This is a genomic window from Bradyrhizobium betae, assembly GCF_008932115.1.
GTDB lineage: Bacteria > Pseudomonadota > Alphaproteobacteria > Rhizobiales > Xanthobacteraceae > Bradyrhizobium > Bradyrhizobium betae.
On sequence record NZ_CP044543.1, the window covers coordinates 2,455,598 to 2,476,183 of the forward strand.

Below are 20,586 nucleotides of genomic sequence, written 5' to 3' on the forward strand. Positions count from 1 at the left end.
CTCTACGGGGAATAAAACCGGCAATGGAACAATCGGTTCCGTGCTCGACGGTGACGACCTATGCAGACAGGACAGAGGAACATTTCAGCGACGAGGGGAGCGGATCCGGTACGGCGCCGCTGAAGACGGCTGTGGACGTGGACGGTCCTATCGCTTCTCGATGACGAGGCTCTGCACCGCACGGCCAAAGTAGCCCTGCCGATCCGCCAGCCGCGACATCGCAAGTCCGGCGCCGTCGGGGCCGATCCAGGATTCGCCGTCGAGCAGGATCCACTCACCGACCGGCTGACGCGAAAAGTTCACGGTGAGGTCGGCGTTGATATAGGTCCAGGCCCGGAAGTCGAGCGTCGAAGCCGTGCCGTTGGAAAAGTCGGCGGCGACCACGGCGCGCATCGCCTGCGAGAGCGCCTCGCCCTCGATCAGCGGGTGGTCGACGCGAAACCAGATCGCACCGGCACCGGCCTTGCCGAAGCGGCCGCGCGCGGCGCGCATCGAAACCGATCGCACGAACGGGCTGGTGGCGGCATGACCGTCCTCGACGAACGAGTCCTCCGGCGAAGGCAGCGTCACCGGCAACTCCTCGACGTCATCGGGCAGGCTCAAGGCGTGGCGCCTGATCTTGAGCACGGTGGCACCCACCACCTGCACGCCGTCGGCGAGCAGCTTGATCTCGCAGAGCTGGATCTTGCGGCCCTCGCGCAGGACCTTGGTCTCGATCGTGAGTGGCGCCACCGGGACCGGGCGCATCAGATCGATGGTGACGCGCGCAATGTTCATCGGCACCGGTGTCGGAATGCGCTCGGCCGCCCACGTCACCAGCGAGGCCGGCGCCGAGCCGTGCTGCATGCGGCGATCCCAGGGACCGGCCGCGTCAGGGCTGGTGACGACGCTGTTGCCGTCGACACGGTAGATGGCGGTCATGTTCTGCTCGGTCTCTCGGCTGGCGTTCCCCGGACGCTGCGCAGCGCGTAAGCGGTGCGCTGCAGAGCCGGGGTCCATGTGCTGCAGCGATGGGTCCCGGCTCTGCGCAGCAGCGTTGCACGCTGCAGCGCGACCGGGACACGAGAACGACTACAACGGCGGATCAATCGCCTCGTCGTATTCCTTCTTGAAGCGCGCGATCAGCTCGGCGGCGGGCAAGACGCCGTCGACGCTGCCGATGCCCTGGCCGCTGCCCCAGATCTCCTTCCAGGCCTTCGGCTTGGCACGCTCGCCGGAGGCGTCGGTGCCGAAGTTCATCTTGGAGGGATCCGAGGTCGGCAGGTTCTCGGGGTCCATGCCGGCGGCGAGGATCGAGGGCTTCAAATAGTTGCCGTGCACGCCGGTGAATAGGTTGGAGTAGACGATGTCGTCAGCCGTCGAGCCTGCGATCATCTCCTTGTACTTCTCGACCGCGTTGGCCTCCTTGGTGGCGATGAAGGCCGAGCCGATATAGGCGAAGTCGGCGCCGAGAATGCGCGCGGCGCGGATCGCCCTGCCATTGCCGATGGCGCCCGACAGCGCGATCGGACCGTCGAACCATTTTCGCGTTTCAGCAACGAAAGCCAGCGGCGAGATGGTGCCGGCATGGCCGCCGGCGCCGGCCGCGACCAGGATCAGGCCGTCGGCGCCTTTCTCGATCGCCTTGTGCGCGAATTTCTGGTTGATCACGTCGTGGAAGACGATGCCGCCCCAGCCGTGCACCGCCTGGTTCAGCTCTTCGCGTGCGCCGAGCGAGGAGATGACCATCGGCACCTTGTACTTGGCGCAGAGCTGCATGTCGTGATCGAGCCGATTGTTCGACTTGTGCACGATCTGGTTGACCGCGAACGGCGCCGACGGCTTGTCGGGATGGGCACGGTCATAGGCCGCAAGCTCCTCGGTGATCCGCGCCAGCCACTCGTCGAGCAGCTCCGGCGGCCGCGCGTTCAGCGACGGGAACGAGCCGACCACACCCGCCTTGCACTGCGCGATCACCAGATCAGGCACCGAGATGATGAAGAGCGGCGAGCCGATCACCGGGATCGACAGGCGTCCCTTGAACAAGGCAGGCATGGACATTGCGGAGCGATCCTCTATTGGCGGTCAAATTGAAGTTGGGAGCCATACCAACAAGGCAATCTTTCCACTGTCAAGTATTGCGTTTTGACGCCGTGGTGGAAGCGGCTACCGCAATTCCAAGTCGCGGAATACCGCTCCCGTCATTCCGGGGCGCGCGAAGCGCGAGCCCGGAATCCATCGCACCATTTGCTCTGAGGCCTGATGGATTCCGGGCCTGCGCCTGTGGGCGCATCCCGGAATGACGGAAGGACAGACGATCACCTACCCGATCATATCCGGATTGATCAGACGCTCGAACGAGAACATCTCGTCCCACTTCTCCTGCGTCAGCAGCTTGCGCTCGACCACCACGATCTGGTGCAGCGACTTGCCGCTCTTGTAGCCCTCGCGCGCGATCTCGGCGCATTGCCTGTAGCCGAGCAGCGGCTTCAGCACGGTAACGATGCCGAGCGAGTTCAGCACCATGTTGCGGGTGTGCTCCTCATTGGCGGTGATGCCGACAACACAGTTCTCGCGCAGGCTGTTGACGGCGCGCTCCATGGTGCGGATCGAGAAGAACAGCGCGAACGAGATCACCGGCTCCATCACGTTGAGCTGGAGCTGGCCGGCGCTGGCCGCCAGCGTCACCGTGGTGTCGAGACCGATGACGAGGAAGCTGGTCTGGTTGACGACCTCGGGAATCACGGGATTGACCTTGCCCGGCATGATCGACGAACCCGGCTGCAATTGCGGCAGGTTGATCTCGTTGAAGCCGGCGCGCGGGCCGGAGGCGAGCAGGCGGATGTCGTTGCAGATCTTCGTCAGCTTGCTCGCGGTGCGCTTCAGCACGCCGGAGAGCTGCACATAGGCGCCGGTGTCGGACGTCGCCTCGACCAGGTCGCCGGCGAGAATGAAGTCGACGCCGGTCAGCGCGCTCAAATGCCGGACAGCGAGCTTGGGATAACCGTGCGCCGCCGTGACGGAGGTGCCGATCGCGGTGGCGCCGAGATTGATCTCGCGCAGCAGCGCCCGTGCCTCGGAGATGCGATCGACCTCCTCGCCCATGGTGGTCCCCCATCCCCGGAATTCGGCACCGAGCGACATCGGCACGGCGTCCTGGAGATGCGTACGGCCCATCTTCAGCACGCGATCGAACTCGCGGCCCTTGGCGAAGAACGCCTCCTGCAGCTGCCGCAGCGCCGTCATGTAGCTTTCGAGCCGCAGGATCAGCGCAAGTCGAAAGGCGGTCGGATAGGTGTCGTTGGTCGACTGGCCGTAGTTCACATGATCGTTCGGGCTGACGTGCTGGTAGTCGCCCTTGCTGAAGCCGAGCGATTCCAGCGCGAGATTGGCGATCACCTCGTTGGCGTTCATGTTGGTGGAGGTGCCGGCGCCGCCCTGGATGAAGTCGGTGACAAACTGATCCATCATGTCGCCGGCGATGACGCGATCACAGCCCACGATGATCGCTTCGGCGACCTTGGCGTCGACCGCGCCGAGGTCGCGGTTGGCCATCGCCGCGGCCTTCTTGACGTAACCGAGCGCCTTCACGAAGTAAGGCTCCTGGTTCATCGGAATGCCGGTGATGTGGAAGTTCTCCTTACCCCGGATGGTCTGGACGCCGTAGTAGATGTCGTCGGCGATCTCACGCTGTCCGAGGAAGTCCTGCTCCGTGCGGCTCATAGGCGCTCCTGGTTGCTGGCGCGCGGCGTCATCGCATCAATTCTGGCACAGCGCGCTTGTCACGAAAGTGTCGGTGCGGCAGTCGTCCGGCTTGCGTTGCCTGCCCGGAATGAGAACCTTGGCCGAGCATTTCTCCGCGGAGTCGGCGTTCAGGCTCTTGCCTTCCTTGTAGCCCTTGCTCTGGCAAAGCTGGTCGGCGGCCTGCTTGCAATCGGGCGCGCCGTTGGACGACGCCGGGCAGGCCATGCGCCCCGACACCATGGTGGATGGCTTCGCCAGGCGCGACAGGTCGTTCATGGTCTCGCTCGGGCTTTTGATCGGCGGCAGGATCGAGGGCAGCTTGTCGAACAGCTTGCCCATTTCGTGGATCAGCCCGGGATTTTCCTCGCGAACCGGCGAGGCGGGCGTCGAGGGCGGCGGCGGCGCCTGCGGGCCCTGCTCCTGCACGCCAAGTGACGGCGGCGCGGATTGCGGCCATGCCGTCCCGCCAGCACCGAGCAGGAGCGAAAGCACCGCAAATATCAGCGTCCCCAGTCGCAGGACCGGACTGCCGGATCGAACCATCATGACGGCAACCGTAGCCGAAGAGGGCGCCGCGGCAAAGCCGCAGCAGCGCTAGATCAACTTGATGGCAATGACAAAGCCCAGCACCAGCACGGCGGCGCCGAGCGCGACCCACAATCCGAGATGCTTCTCGATCCTGACCCGGATCCAGTCGCCATAGCGATTGAGCAGGATCGCCACGATGAAGAAACGTCCCCCGCGCGCAACGATCGAGCACAGGATGAACAGTCCGATATTGTAGCCGGCAAAACCCGACGTGATGGTGACGAGCTTGTAGGGGATTGGCGTCAGCCCCTTGAGCAGGATGATCACCGCGCCCCACTCGGCGTAGGAGGCGCGGAAAGCGTCGACCTTGTCGCCGAGGCCATAGACCTGGATCAGCCAGTGGCCGACCGAGTCGAACAGCAGCGCGCCGATGGCGTAGCCGAGCAGGCCACCCACCACCGACGTCGCGGTGCAGATCGCAGCGTAGAGCCAGGCGCGCTGCGGGCGCGCCAGCGACATCGGAATCAGCATCACGTCCGGCGGGACCGGGAAGAAGGAGCTTTCGGCGAAAGCCACGGCGCCCATGATCCAGAGCGCGTAAGGCTTGTGAGCGGCGTCGATGCACCAGTCGTAGATACGTTTCAGCATGGCGCCGCGATGAAGCACCATGGGGCGGATTTGTCCATCGCGAGTTTTGTGACGCTCTGGTGGCGCCTAGTGGCGTTTGCGCGCCACGCGGCCTTCGAGCGCGACAATTGGCCGCCTGGCGGCTACGCGCGGTGACGCAACTTTAGGCAGCTTCATCGGCGACTTCGGCAGCTTCTCGGCGATCCCGAGCATGTCTTCCCGCCGCGCCATTTCGCGCCAGACGTCTTCAGGGCGCACACCGGCCGAGGCCCAAAGCACAGTGAGATTGTAGAGCAGATCGGCGCTTTCCCGAATCACGGCCTCGGTGTCGCCATTGACGGCATCGATGACGACTTCGATCGCCTCCTCTGCCAGCTTCTTCGCCATTTTGGATGGGCCACGCTGAAACAGCCGGGCCGTACGCGAGGTTGCCGGATCAAGATCTCTGGCCGCGAGCACAGCCAGATATAGCCGCTCAAGCGAATCACTCATGTGCTGAAAACTACTCTAAACCAATGGCGAGCGCGTTAACGTTCGGCAGCAAAAGCAAAAAACCGGCCGCCGCGGCAAGCGCGACGGCCTGTTGTGGTCAAGACCTGGTAGCCGAGGCTAGTAGCAGTTCGTGTAGTAGCCTTGGCCGCAAAGCTCGGACGGGGCCGTGCCCCCGTAGCGATGCGCCTGGTAGTTCGGTCCCGGACCGTAATAGGGGCCGTTTCCGTAATAGGCAGGGGCGCTGTAATAGGCGGGGCCGCCATAATAGGGGCCGTTGTCGTAGGCGTAGGCGTCACGGCTCGCAGCGATCGCAAGCCCGGTGCCGACGATGCCGGCAAAGGCTGCGGCAGCCGCCGCGCCGCCACCACCGCCGTGCCAGTGGCGGCCGCCCGCATAAGAGGCAGTCGGGGCAACTGCGGTCAACGCCAGCACCGCGGCTGTGGCAAGGACGGCCTTGCGGCCGGCAAATCTCGAAAATCTGTCAAACATGTCCTGGACCCTCCTTGGGACCTCGAATGGTGCCTGACGACAGGCTCATGTCTTTCAAACACCCGCAGCTCATGTTGGGTTCCCCTACCCCAACAGAAGCTGAACGAGGTTGCGTGATCGTGACGCAACCGCCGCTCATCTGCCGTTCATGTTGGCGCGCGCAGGCTCATCGCCGGCCGGCGCTGCGAGCGTCACAAAACCACAACAATGCGGGACCGGCGCAACTGATGTCAGGATTCAAGACGATCGCACTTCGCGGCCTGCTGGCCGTTGCAATCTTGCTTGCCGCGCCGACTGCGCGTGAAGTCATGGCGGCCGAGACCGCCGCCCCCTCCACCGCGATCCACTTCACGTTCGATCGTCCGATCGATGCGAGCATGGCGCCGTTCTTCCTTGCCGCAAAGGACGGCGGCTTCGGCACCGAGCGTCTCAACGTGACCTTCAACACCGCGGCCGGATCGCCGGAAACACTCGCGCGCGTCGCCAAGGGCGACAGCGAGCTCGCGCTCGTCGACATCAACGAGTTGATCCGCTTTCGCGGCGGGGACGATGCCGCACCGCTCAAGGCAGTGTTCGTGCTGCACAACCGCGCGCCCTACGCCATTGTCGCCCGCAGGAGTCGCGGCATCCATCTCCTGCCCGACCTCGACGGCAAGACTGTCGGCGTTGTCGACGGCGATCTGTCGATGCGACTGTGGCCGGCGCTGGCGCAGCAGAACGGCATCAACACCCAGAATGTGAAATTCCACAAGATGAGCGCGGCGGTGCGCGAGCCGATCCTGTCCGCGGGACAGGTCGATGCCGTCGCCGGCTTCAGCTATCTCTCGGCGGTGAACCTGCGCGATCGCGGGGTGCCCGGAGCCGATCTCGTCGTGCTGCGCTTTGCCGATTATGGCTGCGAGGCCTACGGCTTTGCCGTGGTGGCCAATCCCGCTTTCGCCGCCGCCAAACCCGAGGCGGTGAAGGGTTTTGTTCGCGCCTTGATCGCCGGCATCAATGCGACCGTCAAGGAGCCGGCGCGCGCAGCGAACGAGGCCGCGAGCCGCATCGACGACGGCGACCGCGATCTGGAGCTTGAACGCCTGCGCACCGTGCTCGTCGACAACGTCCTCACCGACGAGGTCAGGCGCAATGGCCTGGGCGGGATCGATCCAGCGCGCCTGGAGCGCTCGATCGACCAGATCGCGCAGGACTTCAAATTCCGCAAGAAGCCGGCCGCGGGTGATATCTTCGACAACCGGTTCCTGCCGCCGGTCGCCGGGCGGCTGATCAATTGAGCAAAACCGACAGCTTCCGCTGTATCTCGCGGGCGATCCCTGATTAGAATATGGGCTCACCTCGTTCGATCCGCCCGAGTTCGCTACAGCATGTCCATTTTCAGCCTTTATACCCGCGTTCTCGAGCTCCTCGGCAAGGAGGCACGGCTGGGCTGGCTGCTGGCGTTTGCCAATCTGCTGCTGGCCGCCTCGCAGTTCGCCGAGCCCGTGCTGTTCGGCCGGATCGTCGACGTGCTCTCGGGCAAGACGGTCGCTGGGTCGAGCTCGGCCTGGCCATTCCTGCTGGCCTGGGTCGCGTTCGGGCTGTTCACCATCGCCTGCAGCGCACTCGTGGCCCTGCAGGCCGACCGGCTCTCCCACCGTCAGCGCCAGGCGGTGTTGACCGACTATTTCGAGCACATCCTGCAACTGCCGCTGACCTTCCACTCCGGCACCCATTCCGGCCGGCTGATGAAGGTGATGCTCAACGGCACCGACGCGTTGTGGCGGCTCTGGCTCGGCTTCTTCCGTGAGCATTTTGCCGCGATCCTGTCGGTCGTGGTGCTGCTGCCGCTGTCGCTTTACCTGAACTGGCGACTCGCGGTCCTGCTGTTCGTGCTCTGCGTCGTCTTCACGGCGCTGACGACCTTCGTCGTGCGCAAGACCTTCGGCATGCAGATGGAGGTCGAGGAGCGCTATAGCGAGCTCTCCGCCCGCGCTTCTGACGCGCTCGGCAACGTTGCACTGGTGCAGAGCTTCGTCCGCGTCGAATCCGAGGTGAAGGGACTGCGTTCCGTCGCCGACGAGCTCCTGGCCGCGCAGATGCCCGTGCTGTCCTGGTGGGCGCTCGTCACCGTGATCACGCGCGCCTCCACCACCATCACGGTGCTCGCGATCTTCTCGCTCGGCATCGCCCTCCACGACCAGGGCCTCACCTCGGTCGGTGAGATCGTGATGTTCGTGAGCTTCGCGACGATGCTGATCCAGAAGCTCGAGCAGGTCGTGAGCTTCATCAACAACGTATTCATGGAAGCCCCGCGCCTGCGCGAGTTTTTCAACGTGCTCGATGCCGTACCCGCGGTCCACGACCGCTCCGACGCGATCGACGCGGGCCGGTTCTCCGGCCTCGTCGAGTTCAACGACGTCACCTTTTCCTATGACGGCAAGCGGCCGGCGATCGAAGACCTCTCCTTCACCGCGTTGCCCGGCCAGACCATCGCGCTGGTCGGCCCGACCGGCGCCGGCAAATCCACCGCGATCGCGCTGTTGCATCGCGCCTTCGATCCACAGTCCGGCTTCATCAAGATCGACGGCATGGACGTGCGCGGCGTGACGCTGACTTCGCTGCGCCGGAACATCGGCGTCGTGTTCCAGGAAGCGCTCTTGTTCAACCGCTCGATCGAGGAGAACCTGCGCGTCGGCAAGCCGGATGCGACCGAGGCCGAGATGCGCAAGGCCGCGGAGCGCGCACAGGCGCTCGAATTCATCGAGCGCAGCGGCGGCTTCCAGACCAATGCCGGCGAGCGCGGCCGCATGCTCTCCGGCGGCGAGCGGCAGCGGTTGTCGATCGCCCGCGCGCTGCTGAAGGACCCGCCGATCCTGATCCTGGACGAGGCGACCTCCGCGCTCGATGCCGTGACCGAGGCCAAGGTGAACGCCGCTCTCGACGAAGTGATGAAGGGCCGCACCACTTTCGTGATCGCCCACCGCCTCTCCACCATCCGCAATGCCACGCGGATCCTGGTGTTCGAGAACGGGCGCGTGATCGAAAGCGGAACTTTCGATGAACTCGTGGCCAAAGCCGGCCATTTCGCCGAGCTCGCGAAAGCCCAGTTCATGGTGCAGGAACAATCACAAGCGAATACGCGGGCCAGCGTGACGGCCGCCGAGGCTGCCGCGACAGCAGCCAAATCCCCTTAGCAAGTCCCCATGGCGCCGTCGAAATTCGGCCTATTTCATCGCTGAATACCCGGCCGAAACCCCTGTTCTCGACGCACGAGCCGGTATAGGTTTGCGACGCCGCAAGCGGCGGCGCCGGATTTCAGAACCGAACATCAGATCACGAGAGCCGTCCGAAAACAGGCGGGTCTCCAAGGACCGGAAATCGGATAGTGCACGCCCTTCGCCCGCTGCTTCGCAAGTCCCTGTTCAATCTGTTCGCTGCGACCCTCGCATGCGCCGCACTGCTTGCGCCACGCGCGGCGAGCGCCGAAGCGCTGCTCCTGATCGAAGCCGACAGCGGCAAGGTGTTGCAGGCGGATAACGCGACCATCCCGTGGTATCCGGCATCCGTCACCAAGATCATGACCGCCTATGTGACGCTGAAGGCGGTGAAGGACGGCAGGCTCACGCTCGACACGCTGCTCACGGTGTCGCCGACGGCCGCCTCGCAGTCGCCCTCGAAGATGGGATTCCGTCCGGGAACACAGCTCACCGTCGACAACGCTCTGAAGATGATGATGGTCAAGTCGGCGAACGACATGGCCGTGGTCCTCGCCGAAGGCGTCGGCGGCTCGATCGACGGCTTCTCCGCGATGATGAACGACACCGCGCAGAGGCTCGGCATGACGCAGACGAGCTACGTCAATCCGAACGGTCTGCCCGCCGACGGTCAGATCACCTCGGCGCGCGATCTCGGCATTCTCGCGCGCTCGTTCCTGCGCGACCTGCCGGAATACGAATACTTCGTGCACATCCCGGCGATCCGTTTCGGCAAGCGCGTCACCGGCAATTTCAACAAGCTGATCGGCCGCTATCCCGGCGCCGACGGTTTCAAGACCGGTTTCATCTGCGCCTCGGGCTACAATCTCGTCGCATCGGCCACGCGCAACGGCCGCCGGCTGATCGCCGTCGTGCTCGGCGCCAGCTCCGGCACCGCGCGCGCGGTGAAGGCGGCGCAATTGCTCGAGCGCGGCTTCAGCCAGGACAATCTCACCTGGCTCCGCCCCTCGCTCGGCACCGTCGACAAGCTGGTGCCGGTCGATGCCTCGCCGCCGAACCTGCGCGACGATATGTGCGGCGGCCATCGCAAGCGGCCGGCGAGCGACGACGACGACGCCCTGATCGCGACCAATGGCGGCACCTCCGGGTCGGCCTCCGCCACCGGCGGCGAAGCCCAGGTGACGTTCTTCACGGCCGGGCTGCAGCCGCCCCTGATGAAGGCCTCCGAGTTGATGGCCTCGGCGGCGGCCGCTGCCGAGCCCGTGCTGGTCTATACCGGCCCGACCCGCACCGGCCCAGCCCTGATCGCGGCGGTCGCGGCCGACGCCGACCAACAAACGGTTGCGAAGCCGCGTGGCAAGAAGTCGCGCGTTGCCAAGAAGCCTGATGCCGCAGACAAGCCGAAAGACGCGGCGCCCAAGATCGCGGCCGCGAAGCCCGCGGCGGTGAAGCCTGAGCCGAAGGCCGATGCCAAGCAGGCGGCCAAACCGGCAGGCGCCAAGCATGCCGCGGCCAAGCCGGATGCAGCGGCGAAACCTGCGGCAAGCGCTGATCAGCCCGCCAAACCCGCCAAGCCCAAGGCCGCGACCAAGCCTGCCGCCAAGCCAGCCAACAACAGTTAACGCCCCTCGGAATTAAAACGCAGCCTGCACTTCGCACTTGCGGCAGGGCGATTTGCGACGATTCCAGTAGCCACTCCCCGGCCTTTGTCTTAAGCCTCCACGACTTGCCACCCGTTCCGGCAGGCTGGATACTGCCGGCAATGGGGCAAGCCCGAGACACAACGGGCTCTGGTGTAGGAGAGGGGAGTTTCCATGGAGCGCATCTGGCTCAAGCAATATCCGCCCGGCGTGCCCGCTGATATCGATCCGTCGCAATACGCATCGCTGGTCGACCTGCTGGAGGAGAGCTTTACCAAGTTCGCCGACCGCAAGGCGTTCATCTGCATGGACAAGTCGATCAGCTATCGCGACCTCGACCAGATGTCGCTGGCGCTCGCCGCCTATTTGCAGGGACGCGGCCTCCAGCGCGGCGCTCGCGTCGCGATCATGATGCCGAACGTGCTGCAATACCCGGTTGCGACCGCCGCCGTGCTGCGCGCCGGATATGCGGTGGTCAACGTCAACCCGCTCTACACCCCGCGCGAGCTCGAGCATCAGCTCAAGGATTCCGGCGCCGAAGCCATCATCGTGCTGGAGAATTTTGCCCACACCGTCGAGCAGGTGATCGCGAAGACCGCGGTCAAGCACGTCATCGTCGGCAGCATGGGCGACTTGCTCGGCTTCAAGGGCGTGATCGTCAATCTCGTCGTTCGCCGCGTCAAGAAGATGGTGCCGGCCTGGTCGCTGCCGGGGGCGGTCGCCTTCAACGATGCGGTGTCGGCCGGCCGCTCTCTGGCCTTCAACAAGCCGAAACTGTCGCCCGGCGACGTCGCCTTCCTACAATATACCGGCGGCACCACCGGCGTCTCCAAGGGCGCCACCCTGCTCCATCGCAACATCGTCGCCAACGTCTTGCAGAACGATGCCTGGCTGCAGCCGGCGCTCTCTGCGCCCCCGCATGTCGACCAGCTCATGATCGTTTGCGCGCTACCGCTCTATCACATCTTCGCGCTGACGGCCTGTTACCTGCTCGCGGTGCGCGCCGGCGGCTGCAATCTGCTGATCCCCAATCCGCGCGACATCCCCGGCTTCGTCAAGGAGCTGGCGAAGTACCAGGTCAACAGCTTCCCGGCCGTCAACACGCTCTACAACGGCCTGATGCATCATCCCGACTTCAAGAAGCTGGATTTCTCCAAGCTGAAGATCTCCAACGGCGGCGGCATGGCCGTGCAGCGCCCCGTCGCCGAGCAGTGGAAGGCCGTGACCGGCTGCTTCATCGCCGAAGGCTACGGCCTGTCGGAGACCTCGCCGACGCTGACCTGCAACCCGGCGAACGCGGCCGAATTCTCGGGATCGATCGGCATCCCCGTGCCTTCGACTTACATCTCGATCCGCGACGACGACGGCAACGAGGTGCCGCTCGGCCAGCCCGGCGAGATCTGCGCCAAGGGTCCGCAGGTGATGTCGGGTTACTGGAACAGGCCCGAAGAGACCGCGAAGGTGATGACGGCGGACGGCTATTTCCGCACCGGCGACATCGGCGTGATGGACGAGACCGGCTACACCAAGATCGTGGACCGCAAGAAGGACATGATCCTGGTCTCCGGCTTCAACGTCTACCCGAACGAGGTCGAGGAAGTGATCGCGAGCCAATCGGGCGTGCTCGAATGCGCCGTGATCGGCATCCCCGATTCCAAGTCGGGCGAGGCAGTGAAGGCATTCGTGGTCAAGAAGGACCCGAACCTCACGGCAGAAGACGTGGTCAAGTTCTGCCAGGAGCAACTCACCGGCTACAAGGTGCCCAAGCACATCGAATTCCGCACCGACCTGCCGAAGACCAATGTCGGCAAGATTCTGCGCCGGCAGCTCCGCGACGAGAAAAAGGCCGAGGCGGCATAAGGCACGCTCTCTCCGCCGTCATTGCGACGAGCTCTTTGCGACGAAGCAATCCAGAATCCCTCAGCGGAGGCAGCCTGGATTGCTTCGCGGAGCCTGTCATCGGGCCGCGCTACGCGCGGACCCGTTGGCTCGCAATGACGAGAAATTGGCGGCCCCGCCTCACCGCCGCCGTTTCCCTCCGCCGGTAAAATGTTCTAGAACAGCCCCGGCCCCTACAGGAGAAACGACGATGACCATCCAGATTGGCGAGAAGCTGCCCGAGGCGAAATTCCGCGTGATGACGGCGGAAGGCCCGCAGGTGAAGACCACCGACGATATCTTCAAGGGCAAGAAAGTGGCGCTGTTCGCGGTGCCCGGCGCCTACACCGGCACCTGCCACAAGATGCATCTGCCCAGCATCTTCCTCAACGCCTACGCCATCAAGGACAAGGGCGTCGACAGCATCGCCATCATCTCCGTCAACGACGCGTTCGTCATGAACGCCTGGAAGCGCGACACCGACCAGCGCGACGAGGCCATCTTCCTCGCCGACGGCAATGCCGACTTCACCAAGGCGATCGGCATGGAGCTGGACGCCTCCGCCAACGGCCTCGGCATCCGCTCCAAGCGCTACTCGATGCTGGTCGAGGACGGCGTAGTCAAGAAGCTGAACCTCGAGGCGATGCCCGGCAAGGTCGAAGTGTCCGGCGGCGATACGCTGCTGGGGCAGCTCTGAGCTTTAGGCCCAGGTCGTCTACCAGCGACACTGTCATGCCCCGCGAAGGCGGGGCATCCAGTACGCGAGACTTCTCGGCTGAATCATAACTGCCTCTGGAATACTGGATCGCCCGCCTTCGCGGGCGATGACAGCTGAGAATGAAGCGGCGTCCGCGACACGTCGACGCCCTACTCCGCCACCTACGTCTTCAATCTCGCCATCGCGACGCCATCCCGCGCCAGTTGATCCGCGCGCTCGTTCTCGGGATGGCCGGCGTGGCCCTTGACCCAGTGCCAGCGCACCTCATGTGCCTTCAGCGCGGCGTCGAGGCGCTGCCATAGCTCGACATTCTTGACCGGCTTCTTGTCGGCGGTGCGCCAGCCGTTGCGCTTCCAGCCGTGAATCCAGCCGGTAATGCCCTGCCGCACATACTGGCTGTCGGTGTAGAGATCGACGGTGCACGGCTTCTTCAGCGCTTCCAGCGCGGAGATCGCCGCCATCAATTCCATCTGGTTGTTGGTGGTGTGGCGCTCGCCGCCGTTCAGCTCTTTCTCCTTGTCGCCGAACTTCAGGATCGCGCCCCAGCCGCCGGGCCCGGGATTTCCCGAGCAGGCGCCGTCGGTATAAATCGTCACAGTGGGACGTTCGCTCACGCGACCAGTCCTGACGGCATCAGCCCGTAGTCGCGCGCGCTGGAAACGCTCTGGTGGAAGCGCAGCTTGCGGACATATTCCAGCGGATCCTTCGGCTTGACCAGCGCGCCCTCGGGCACGTTGAGCCAGTCCACCAGCCGCGTCAGCAGGAAACGGATCGCAGCGCCGCGCGCCAGCAGCGGCAGCGCGGCCTGCTCGGCGTCAGTCAGCTTCCGCACCCGGCCGTAAGCATTGAGGAAGGCGCGCGCCTTGGTGACATTGAAGGAGTGATCCGGCTCGAAGCACCAGGCGTTGAGGCAGATCGCGACGTCATAGGCCAGCATGTCGTTGCAGGCGAAGGTGAAGTCGATGATGCCCGAGAGCTTGTCGCCGAGGAAGAAGACGTTGTCGTTGAAGAGATCGGCGTGGATCACGCCTTCGGGCAGATTGCTCGGCCAGATACCGCTGGAGAGATGATCGAGCTCATGGCCGAGAAACGCGCGCAGGCCCGGCTGCACCTCGTCGGCGCGATGTGACGCCGCATCGAACAGCGGCCGCCAGCCGGCGACCGAGAGCGCATTGGCGCGCTTGATCGCGAAATTGGCGCCGGCCAGATGCATCCTGGCGAGGCCCTCGCCGACGCCGGCGCAGTGAGCCGCGTTCGGCTTGCGCGGCCAGACGCCTTCGAGAAAGGTGATGATCACGGCCGGCCGGCCCGACAATTCGCGCAGCGCCTCGCCGTCTTTCGCCTTCACCGGCAGCGGGCAATTGACGCCGTGCTCGGCGAGGTGAGTCATCAGCGCGAGAAAGAACGGCAGGTCGTTCCTCGCCACGCGCTTCTCGTAGAGCGTGAGGATGAACGATCCCGCGGTGGTGTGCAGCAGGAAGTTGGAATTCTCGACGCCCTCGGCGATGCCCTTGTAGGAGAGCAGGTCGCCGAGATCGTATTGCTTCAGGAAATCCGCAAGCTCGTCGGCGGCAACGTCGGTGTAGACCGCCATGCCGATTTACTCGGCGGCAGCTTCGGGGCGCACCTGGCGCGGCAGCGGGAAGAACTCGTTCTCTTCAGCGGCCGAGACCGTCTCCACGTGCAGCGTGTAGCGCTCGGCGAACGCGTCCATGATCTCCTCGACGATCACTTCCGGCGCCGATGCGCCCGCGGTGATGCCGAGGCTCGAGATGTTGCTGAACCGCTCCCAGTCGAGGTCGGCGGCCCGCTGCGCCAGCACCGCGATCTTGCAGCCCTCGCGCTCGGCGACCTCGCGCAGGCGCTGCGAGTTCGACGAATTGGGGGCACCAACAACAATGAGAGCGTCCACCACCGGAGCAACCTTCTTCACCGCGAGCTGGCGGTTGGTGGTGGCGTAGCAGATGTCTTCCTTGTGTGGCCCGTTGATGTTCGGGAAGCGCTCCTTGAGCAGCGCCACGATCTCCGCGGTGTCGTCGATCGACAGCGTGGTCTGGGTCACGAAGGCGAGGTTGTTCGGATCCTTCGGCGAGATCGTCTTGGCGTCCTCGGCGGTCTCGATCAGGGTCACGGCGCCGACCGGAAGCTGGCCGAGCGTGCCGACCACCTCGGGGTGATGGGAGTGACCGATCAGGAAGATCTCGCGGCCACGCTTGAAATGGATGGCGGCCTCGCGGTGCACCTTGGTCACCAGCGGGCAGGTCGCATCCAGCGAAAACAGGTTGCGGGACGAGGCGTCGGCCGGGACGGACTTCGGCACGCCATGGGCCGAGAACACCACCGGAGCGGTGGTATTTTCCGGGATCTCGGCGAGCTCCTCGACGAAGATCGCGCCCTTCTTCTTCAACCCGTCGACGACGTATTTGTTGTGCACAATCTCATGGCGAACATAGACGGGGGCGCCGTATTTATCGAGCGCCCGTTCCACGGTGTCGATCGCCCGGACCACCCCGGCGCAGAAGCCGCGGGGAGAACAAAGCACGATCTTGAGGTCTGGTTTGGCTGACATTGAGCGATCTCGGAACCGAATCACCTCGCCAAATGGGCGGGAAGCGGCCTTGGGATGAATAGGGCTTAGGTACGGGCTTACAGCGACTTCAGAGGGAATTGGGCTCCCTTTCGGGCGCTGTCAAGGCACTATCTATAGCAGAACCATTGCGTGGCTACCCCCTCCGGGCTTATATAGCGCGAATTCCCAGTCATCGCTGATGACCACCGGCTTCGCCTCCAGAGGGGTGGGCGAAGCACAAAGGAGATTTGCCATGAGCAACGCACCTCTGATGCCCAAGGCGACCGCCGTCTGGCTGCTCGACAACACCGCGCTGACCTTCGACCAGGTCGCCGACTTCACCAAGATGCACCCCCTCGAGGTGCGCGCGATCGCCGACGGCGACGCCGCCCAGGGCATCAAGGGCATGGACCCCCTCTCGAACGGCCAGCTGACCCGCGAGGAGATCGAGAAGGGCGAGAAGAACCCTGACTACCGGCTCCGCCTGCAGGAGAGCAAGGTGGTGCTGCCGCCCCAGCCCAAGCGCAAGGGCCCGCGTTACACCCCGGTGTCGCGCCGCCACGAGCGCCCGAGCGCCATCCTCTGGCTGCTGCGCAGCCACCCGGAGCTCAAGGACGCCCAGGTCATGCGTCTGGTCGGCACCACCAAGAGCACGATCGCCAGCGTGCGCGACCGCACCCACTGGAACACCTCGCAGCTGACCCCGATCGACCCGGTCACCCTCGGCCTCTGCTCGCAGATCGAGCTCGATTTCGAAGTCGCGCGCGCGGCCAAAGAGAAGCCGATCGACACGGCCTATGGCGGCGCGACCCTGCTGCCGGCCTCCGAGACCACCAAGAAGGATGAGTACGAGCCGGCCGAGCGCTCGAGCGACGACCTCAACGTCGACGCCGTGTTCGCCAAGCTCAAGACGCTCGGCGGCAAGAAGCACGAGGACGAGGACGAGGACGAGGACGAGTAAGGCTCCTCTTCCAGTTTGCTATCGCATGCAAATGAAACGCGGCGGGATAACCCGCCGCGTTTTGTTTTGGGTCAGCACACCCACGGTGTCGTCCCCGCGAAGGCGGGGACCCATAACCACCAGGGAGCAATTTGGCGAAGACTCGTCGTTCGGTACTGAGGCAATGCGCCTCCCTAACTCCGCGACTCCGTCAGAACTTATACGTGACACCCGCGCCGACCAGCCACGGATCGATATGCGCAGTGCCGGTGACCGGAAGGCCGCTGACGGTCGCGCTGTAGTCCGGACGCAGCCAGAGCTTCTTGACGTCGACGTTGAGACCCCAGTGCCGGTCGATCATGTAGTCGAAGCCGAACTGCACGGCGCCGCCCCAGGCGTTGCTGACATGCAGATTGGTGGTGGTGGCGACGATCGCGGGCGGCCCGACGATGGCGGCCGGCGAATTGGCGGCGGAGTTGTTGAAGAACACCGTGTAGTTCACGCCAGCGCCGATATACGGCTTGAACGCACCGAAATTGTCGAAGTGATATTGCAGGGTCAGCGTCGGCGGCAGCAGCGTCGTCTTGCCGATCGGCAGGTTCGCGAGCGAGCCGGTGCCGCTGATCGAATGCCGCGTCACGCCGAGGATCAATTCGGCCGCGATGTTCTTGGTGAAGAAATAGCTGATGTCGAGCTCGGGCACGACCTGGTCGCTGATCGACAGGCCCGAATTCGGCGACGACAGCGAGGGCACGCCCGCGACACTGACGGTCGAACCACCTGCATCCGGCAACACGCCGAGCACGCGCAGACGCACCATCCATGGATTGAAGCTCTCAACCGGCGGCGGCGCCTTCTTGTAGACCGGCAAATCGGCAGCCTGCGCCGCGGCAAAAGTGCCAGCGAGCATCGCGCCAACCGTCGCAAGCCGCGCCAGGTTTCTTATCGTTCCGTTCATTGCATTCCCCTTCAGCCATCTCTCGCGCGTCGTTGCGCAACATCAGCGTCAGAGCAGAAAGGGGGCGATGAGGGATTTGACGCCGATCAAATCAGGGATGACGCGACACGATTTGGCCGCGGCGTTGCAGATGTGTCACGAGACACCGGAACGAATGCGCAGGATAATACCCCGTCGTCGGCGTCACGGCCGCTCGGGATGGTTCAGCATGTACTCGCCGAGATCGCGCTGGCGGCGGTCGGCACGGGCAGTGGCGGCATTGCGCTGGACGTCACGATCCTTGCGGCAAGCCACGTATTCGGGCGTCCCCTGCGCATAGCCGCGGCTCTGGCACACCGCGTCGTCATCGTCACCGCCCATCGCCACCGGCGTCTGGTAGCGCGCGGAGCAGGCGGAGAGAGCGATGGCGAGAGCTGCGACTGCGAGCAGGCGCGGCGCGGAGGCGAGTGGCATAGGAGGTCCCTTGTTGGCGGCCTCTGTTTAGCGCGGAATGAGGAGATTGTAAGTCCCTGGACACCGTTCCCCGCTCGCTGTCATTCCCCGCGAAGGCGAGGAATCCAGTACTCCGCGGCGGCCACTGGGTCACACAACTGCGGCCGCGGAGTACTGGATCACCCGCCTTCGCGGGTGACGACGGCTGAGGTCGGAGAGGCGTCGTCGCACCGCCTCGGGTTGACGCCTCGCCTCACACCCGCCCCTTCAGCGCATCGCCGATCTCGTCCAGCGCCTTGGGGTCCTCGATCGTGGCCGGCATGGTCCAGGTCTCGCCGTCGGCGATCTTCTTGATGGTGCCGCGCAGGATCTTTCCGGAGCGGGTCTTGGGCAGGCGGCCGACGGTGATGGCGAGCTTGAAGGCGGCGACGGGGCCGAGCTTGTCGCGCACAAGCGCGACGATCTCCTTCTCGATCAAGGCGGGAGCACGCTTCACGCCCGCCTTGAGCACCAGGAAGCCGCAGGGCACCTCGCCCTTGATGGCATCCTTCACGCCGAGCACGGCGCACTCGGCGACATCGGGATGCGAGGCCAGAATCTCCTCCATGCCGCCGGTGGAGAGACGATGGCCGGCGACGTTGATGATGTCGTCGGTGCGGCCCATGACGAAGACATAGCCGTCCTCGTCCTTGTAGCCGGCGTCCGACGTTTTGTAGTAGCCGGGGAATTCGCTCAGATAGGCTTCCCTGAAGCGCTCGTCCTGATTCCACAGCGTGGGCAGGCAGCCCGGCGGCATCGGCAGCTTGATGACGATCGAGCCCATGGTGTTCGGGCCGACGGGCTTGGCCGCCTCATCCACCACATCGACCTGGTATCCCGGCATCGGCACCGTCGGCGAGCCGTGCTTGACCGGAAGCTGGCCCAGGCCCACCGGATTACCGGCGATGCACCAGCCAGTCTCGGTCTGCCACCAATGGTCGATCACCGGCACCTTCAACTGCTGCTCCGCCCATTCCACCGTCGGCGGATCGGCTCGCTCGCCGGCGAGGAACAGCGTGCGGAGTTTCGACAGGTCGTACTGCCGGATGAATTGTCCTTCCGGATCCTCTTTCCGGATCGCGCGGAACGCGGTCGGCGCGGTGAACAAGGCGACCGCCTTGTGCTCGCTGATCACGCGCCAGAACGCGCCAGCGTCGGGCGTTCCGACCGGCTTGCCCTCGTACATGATCGAGGTCGCACCGTGCAGCAGCGGGCCGTAGACGATGTAGCTGTGCCCGACCACCCAGCCGATGTCGGAGCCGCACCACCAGACCTCCCCCGGCTTGACGCCATAGAGGTTGAACATCGACCATTTCACCGCGACCAGGTGGCCGCCATTGTCGCGCACGACGCCCTTGGGGATGCCCGTCGTGCCCGAGGTGTAGAGGATGTAGAGCGGATCGGTGGCCGCGACCGGCACGCAAGGGGCCTTCTTGCCGTCGTTCATCGCCTTGCGGCGCAGGCTCGCCCAATCATAATCGCGGCCGGGCGAGAGGTCGCAGACGAGCTGCGGACGCTGCAGCACGATGCAGGCCTTCGGCTTCACGCTCGCGAGCTTGATCGCCTCATCGAGCAGCGGCTTGTACTGCACGATACGACCGGGCTCGATGCCGCAACTCGCGGACAGGATCAGTTTCGGCTGGGCATCGTCGATGCGGGTGGCGAGCTCCTTGGCGGCAAAGCCGCCGAACACCACGGAATGCACCGCGCCGATGCGCGCGCAGGCGAGCATCGCGACCACGGCTTCCGGCACCATCGGCATGTAGAGGACGACGCGGTCGCCCTTGGCGACGCCGAAATCCTGCATGATAGCGCCAAGCGCCTGCACCTCGGCCAGCAGTTCGGCATAGGTCAATTTGGTGACTGAATTGGTCAGCGGCGAGTCATGGATCAGCGCGACCTGGTCGGCGCGGCCGCGTTCGACGTGGCGGTCGAGCGCGTTGTAGCAGGTGTTGACCACGCCGCCCGTGAACCAGCGACCGTAGACGCCCTGCGCGGCATCGAAGACCTTCTTCGCCGGCTCGATCCAGTCGATCTCCCTGGCCGCCTCGGCCCAAAACCCTTCCGGATCGGCCAGCGAGCGCGCGTGGACCTCGTGATAGAGACTCTTACCGTCGGCGTTTCCCCGGACGTTCATGCAAGCGCTCCCGTTTTGCTTATTTGCCTAGCCTTGACCTGACGGCAGGACAGGCATCCCGCCATGACCCGGATCAAGTGCCAGCCTTGTTTGGGGGGTATTTTCCCGGGAACGGGCTGCGGTTCAAGCCGAAAAGGACGTATCTTCTCCCTCTCCCCGTTCTTACGGGGGCGCGACGAGCTTCGCTCGCGCTGAGAGGGCTGGGTGAGGGGCCGTCTC

At 64.7% G+C, this 20,586-nt stretch carries 19 protein-coding genes; 6 read left to right on the top strand and 13 right to left on the bottom strand.

The features are described from left to right. Positions 1-147: 147 nt before the first annotated feature. From F8237_RS11730 to F8237_RS11760, 7 genes are all read right to left on the bottom strand, one after another. Positions 148-921 (bottom strand): thioesterase family protein, encoded by a 774-nt coding sequence (locus tag F8237_RS11730; RefSeq protein ID WP_151644783.1) that lies wholly within the window; start codon positions 919-921, stop codon positions 148-150. Positions 922-1,071: 150 nt separating this feature from the next. Further along, complete coding sequence (locus F8237_RS11735) at positions 1,072-2,040, bottom strand: NAD(P)H-dependent flavin oxidoreductase (protein ID WP_151644785.1); 969 nt, start codon at positions 2,038-2,040, stop codon at positions 1,072-1,074. Between the two features lie 261 nt (positions 2,041-2,301). Beyond that, the gene (locus F8237_RS11740) at positions 2,302-3,702 is read right to left on the bottom strand and encodes an aspartate ammonia-lyase (RefSeq protein WP_151644787.1); all 1,401 of its coding nucleotides are present in this window, start codon (positions 3,700-3,702) and stop codon (positions 2,302-2,304) included. Positions 3,703-3,738: 36 nt separating this feature from the next. After that, a complete protein-coding gene (locus F8237_RS11745) occupies positions 3,739-4,269 on the bottom strand; it encodes a hypothetical protein (protein ID WP_151644789.1) in 531 nt (176 codons plus the stop codon). 48 nt (positions 4,270-4,317) lie between these two features. Next, the gene (locus F8237_RS11750; RefSeq protein ID WP_015688913.1) at positions 4,318-4,920 is read right to left on the bottom strand and encodes a YqaA family protein; all 603 of its coding nucleotides are present in this window, start codon (positions 4,918-4,920) and stop codon (positions 4,318-4,320) included. Positions 4,921-4,965: 45 nt separating this feature from the next. Further along, a complete protein-coding gene (gene hisE, locus F8237_RS11755) occupies positions 4,966-5,370 on the bottom strand; it encodes a phosphoribosyl-ATP diphosphatase (RefSeq protein WP_151644791.1) in 405 nt (134 codons plus the stop codon). 117 nt (positions 5,371-5,487) lie between these two features. Continuing rightward, positions 5,488-5,859 (bottom strand): hypothetical protein, encoded by a 372-nt coding sequence (locus F8237_RS11760; RefSeq protein ID WP_151644793.1) that lies wholly within the window; start codon positions 5,857-5,859, stop codon positions 5,488-5,490. 227 nt (positions 5,860-6,086) lie between these two features. Here F8237_RS11760 and F8237_RS11765 point away from each other — a divergent pair, with 227 nt between their 5' ends. The 5 genes from F8237_RS11765 (at position 6,087) to F8237_RS11785 (ending at position 13,271) form a co-directional block, all read left to right on the top strand. After that, on the top strand, positions 6,087-7,136 hold the full coding sequence (locus F8237_RS11765; RefSeq protein ID WP_162006001.1) for an ABC transporter substrate-binding protein: 1,050 nt from the start codon (positions 6,087-6,089) through the stop codon (positions 7,134-7,136). 90 nt (positions 7,137-7,226) lie between these two features. Further along, entirely contained in the window at positions 7,227-9,035 is a 1,809-nt protein-coding gene (locus tag F8237_RS11770; protein WP_151644797.1) for a glucan ABC transporter ATP-binding protein/ permease, read from the top strand. Between the two features lie 191 nt (positions 9,036-9,226). Continuing rightward, complete coding sequence (locus tag F8237_RS11775; RefSeq protein WP_151644799.1) at positions 9,227-10,678, top strand: D-alanyl-D-alanine carboxypeptidase family protein; 1,452 nt, start codon at positions 9,227-9,229, stop codon at positions 10,676-10,678. Between the two features lie 192 nt (positions 10,679-10,870). Beyond that, positions 10,871-12,556 carry a long-chain fatty acid--CoA ligase gene (locus F8237_RS11780; protein WP_151644801.1) on the top strand — a complete coding sequence of 562 codons (1,686 nt, stop codon included), beginning with the start codon at positions 10,871-10,873 and terminating at the stop codon, positions 12,554-12,556. A 229-nt stretch (positions 12,557-12,785) separates the two neighbouring features. Continuing rightward, positions 12,786-13,271 carry a peroxiredoxin gene (locus F8237_RS11785; protein ID WP_151644803.1) on the top strand — a complete coding sequence of 162 codons (486 nt, stop codon included), beginning with the start codon at positions 12,786-12,788 and terminating at the stop codon, positions 13,269-13,271. A gap of 182 nt (positions 13,272-13,453) precedes the next feature. Here the strand turns inward: F8237_RS11785 and rnhA are convergent, their stop codons facing one another. From rnhA to ispH, 3 genes are read right to left on the bottom strand one after another with little or no spacing between them, the layout of a single operon-like run. Next, positions 13,454-13,906: a ribonuclease HI gene (gene rnhA / locus F8237_RS11790; RefSeq protein WP_151644805.1), complete on the bottom strand. Its 453-nt coding sequence runs from the start codon at positions 13,904-13,906 to the stop codon at positions 13,454-13,456. Then, the gene (locus tag F8237_RS11795; protein ID WP_151644807.1) at positions 13,903-14,886 is read right to left on the bottom strand and encodes a homoserine kinase; all 984 of its coding nucleotides are present in this window, start codon (positions 14,884-14,886) and stop codon (positions 13,903-13,905) included. Before F8237_RS11795 ends, rnhA begins: the two co-directional genes overlap by 4 nt. A 6-nt stretch (positions 14,887-14,892) precedes the next feature. Continuing rightward, positions 14,893-15,861 carry a 4-hydroxy-3-methylbut-2-enyl diphosphate reductase gene (gene ispH, locus F8237_RS11800; protein ID WP_143843069.1) on the bottom strand — a complete coding sequence of 323 codons (969 nt, stop codon included), beginning with the start codon at positions 15,859-15,861 and terminating at the stop codon, positions 14,893-14,895. 253 nt (positions 15,862-16,114) lie between these two features. On the opposite strand from ispH, the gene F8237_RS11805 reads away from it, so the two are divergent. After that, positions 16,115-16,822: a DUF1013 domain-containing protein gene (locus F8237_RS11805; protein ID WP_162006002.1), complete on the top strand. Its 708-nt coding sequence runs from the start codon at positions 16,115-16,117 to the stop codon at positions 16,820-16,822. 190 nt (positions 16,823-17,012) lie between these two features. On the opposite strand, the gene F8237_RS11810 is transcribed toward F8237_RS11805, so the two are convergent. The 3 genes from F8237_RS11810 to F8237_RS11825 form a co-directional block, all read right to left on the bottom strand. After that, complete coding sequence (locus F8237_RS11810) at positions 17,013-17,759, bottom strand: OmpW/AlkL family protein (protein ID WP_151644811.1); 747 nt, start codon at positions 17,757-17,759, stop codon at positions 17,013-17,015. Between the two features lie 183 nt (positions 17,760-17,942). Then, complete coding sequence (locus F8237_RS11815; RefSeq protein ID WP_143843067.1) at positions 17,943-18,212, bottom strand: hypothetical protein; 270 nt, start codon at positions 18,210-18,212, stop codon at positions 17,943-17,945. A gap of 232 nt (positions 18,213-18,444) precedes the next feature. After that, positions 18,445-20,367, bottom strand: coding sequence for a propionyl-CoA synthetase (locus F8237_RS11825; protein ID WP_151644813.1), 1,923 nt, complete (start codon positions 20,365-20,367; stop codon positions 18,445-18,447). Positions 20,368-20,586 lie beyond the last annotated feature (219 nt).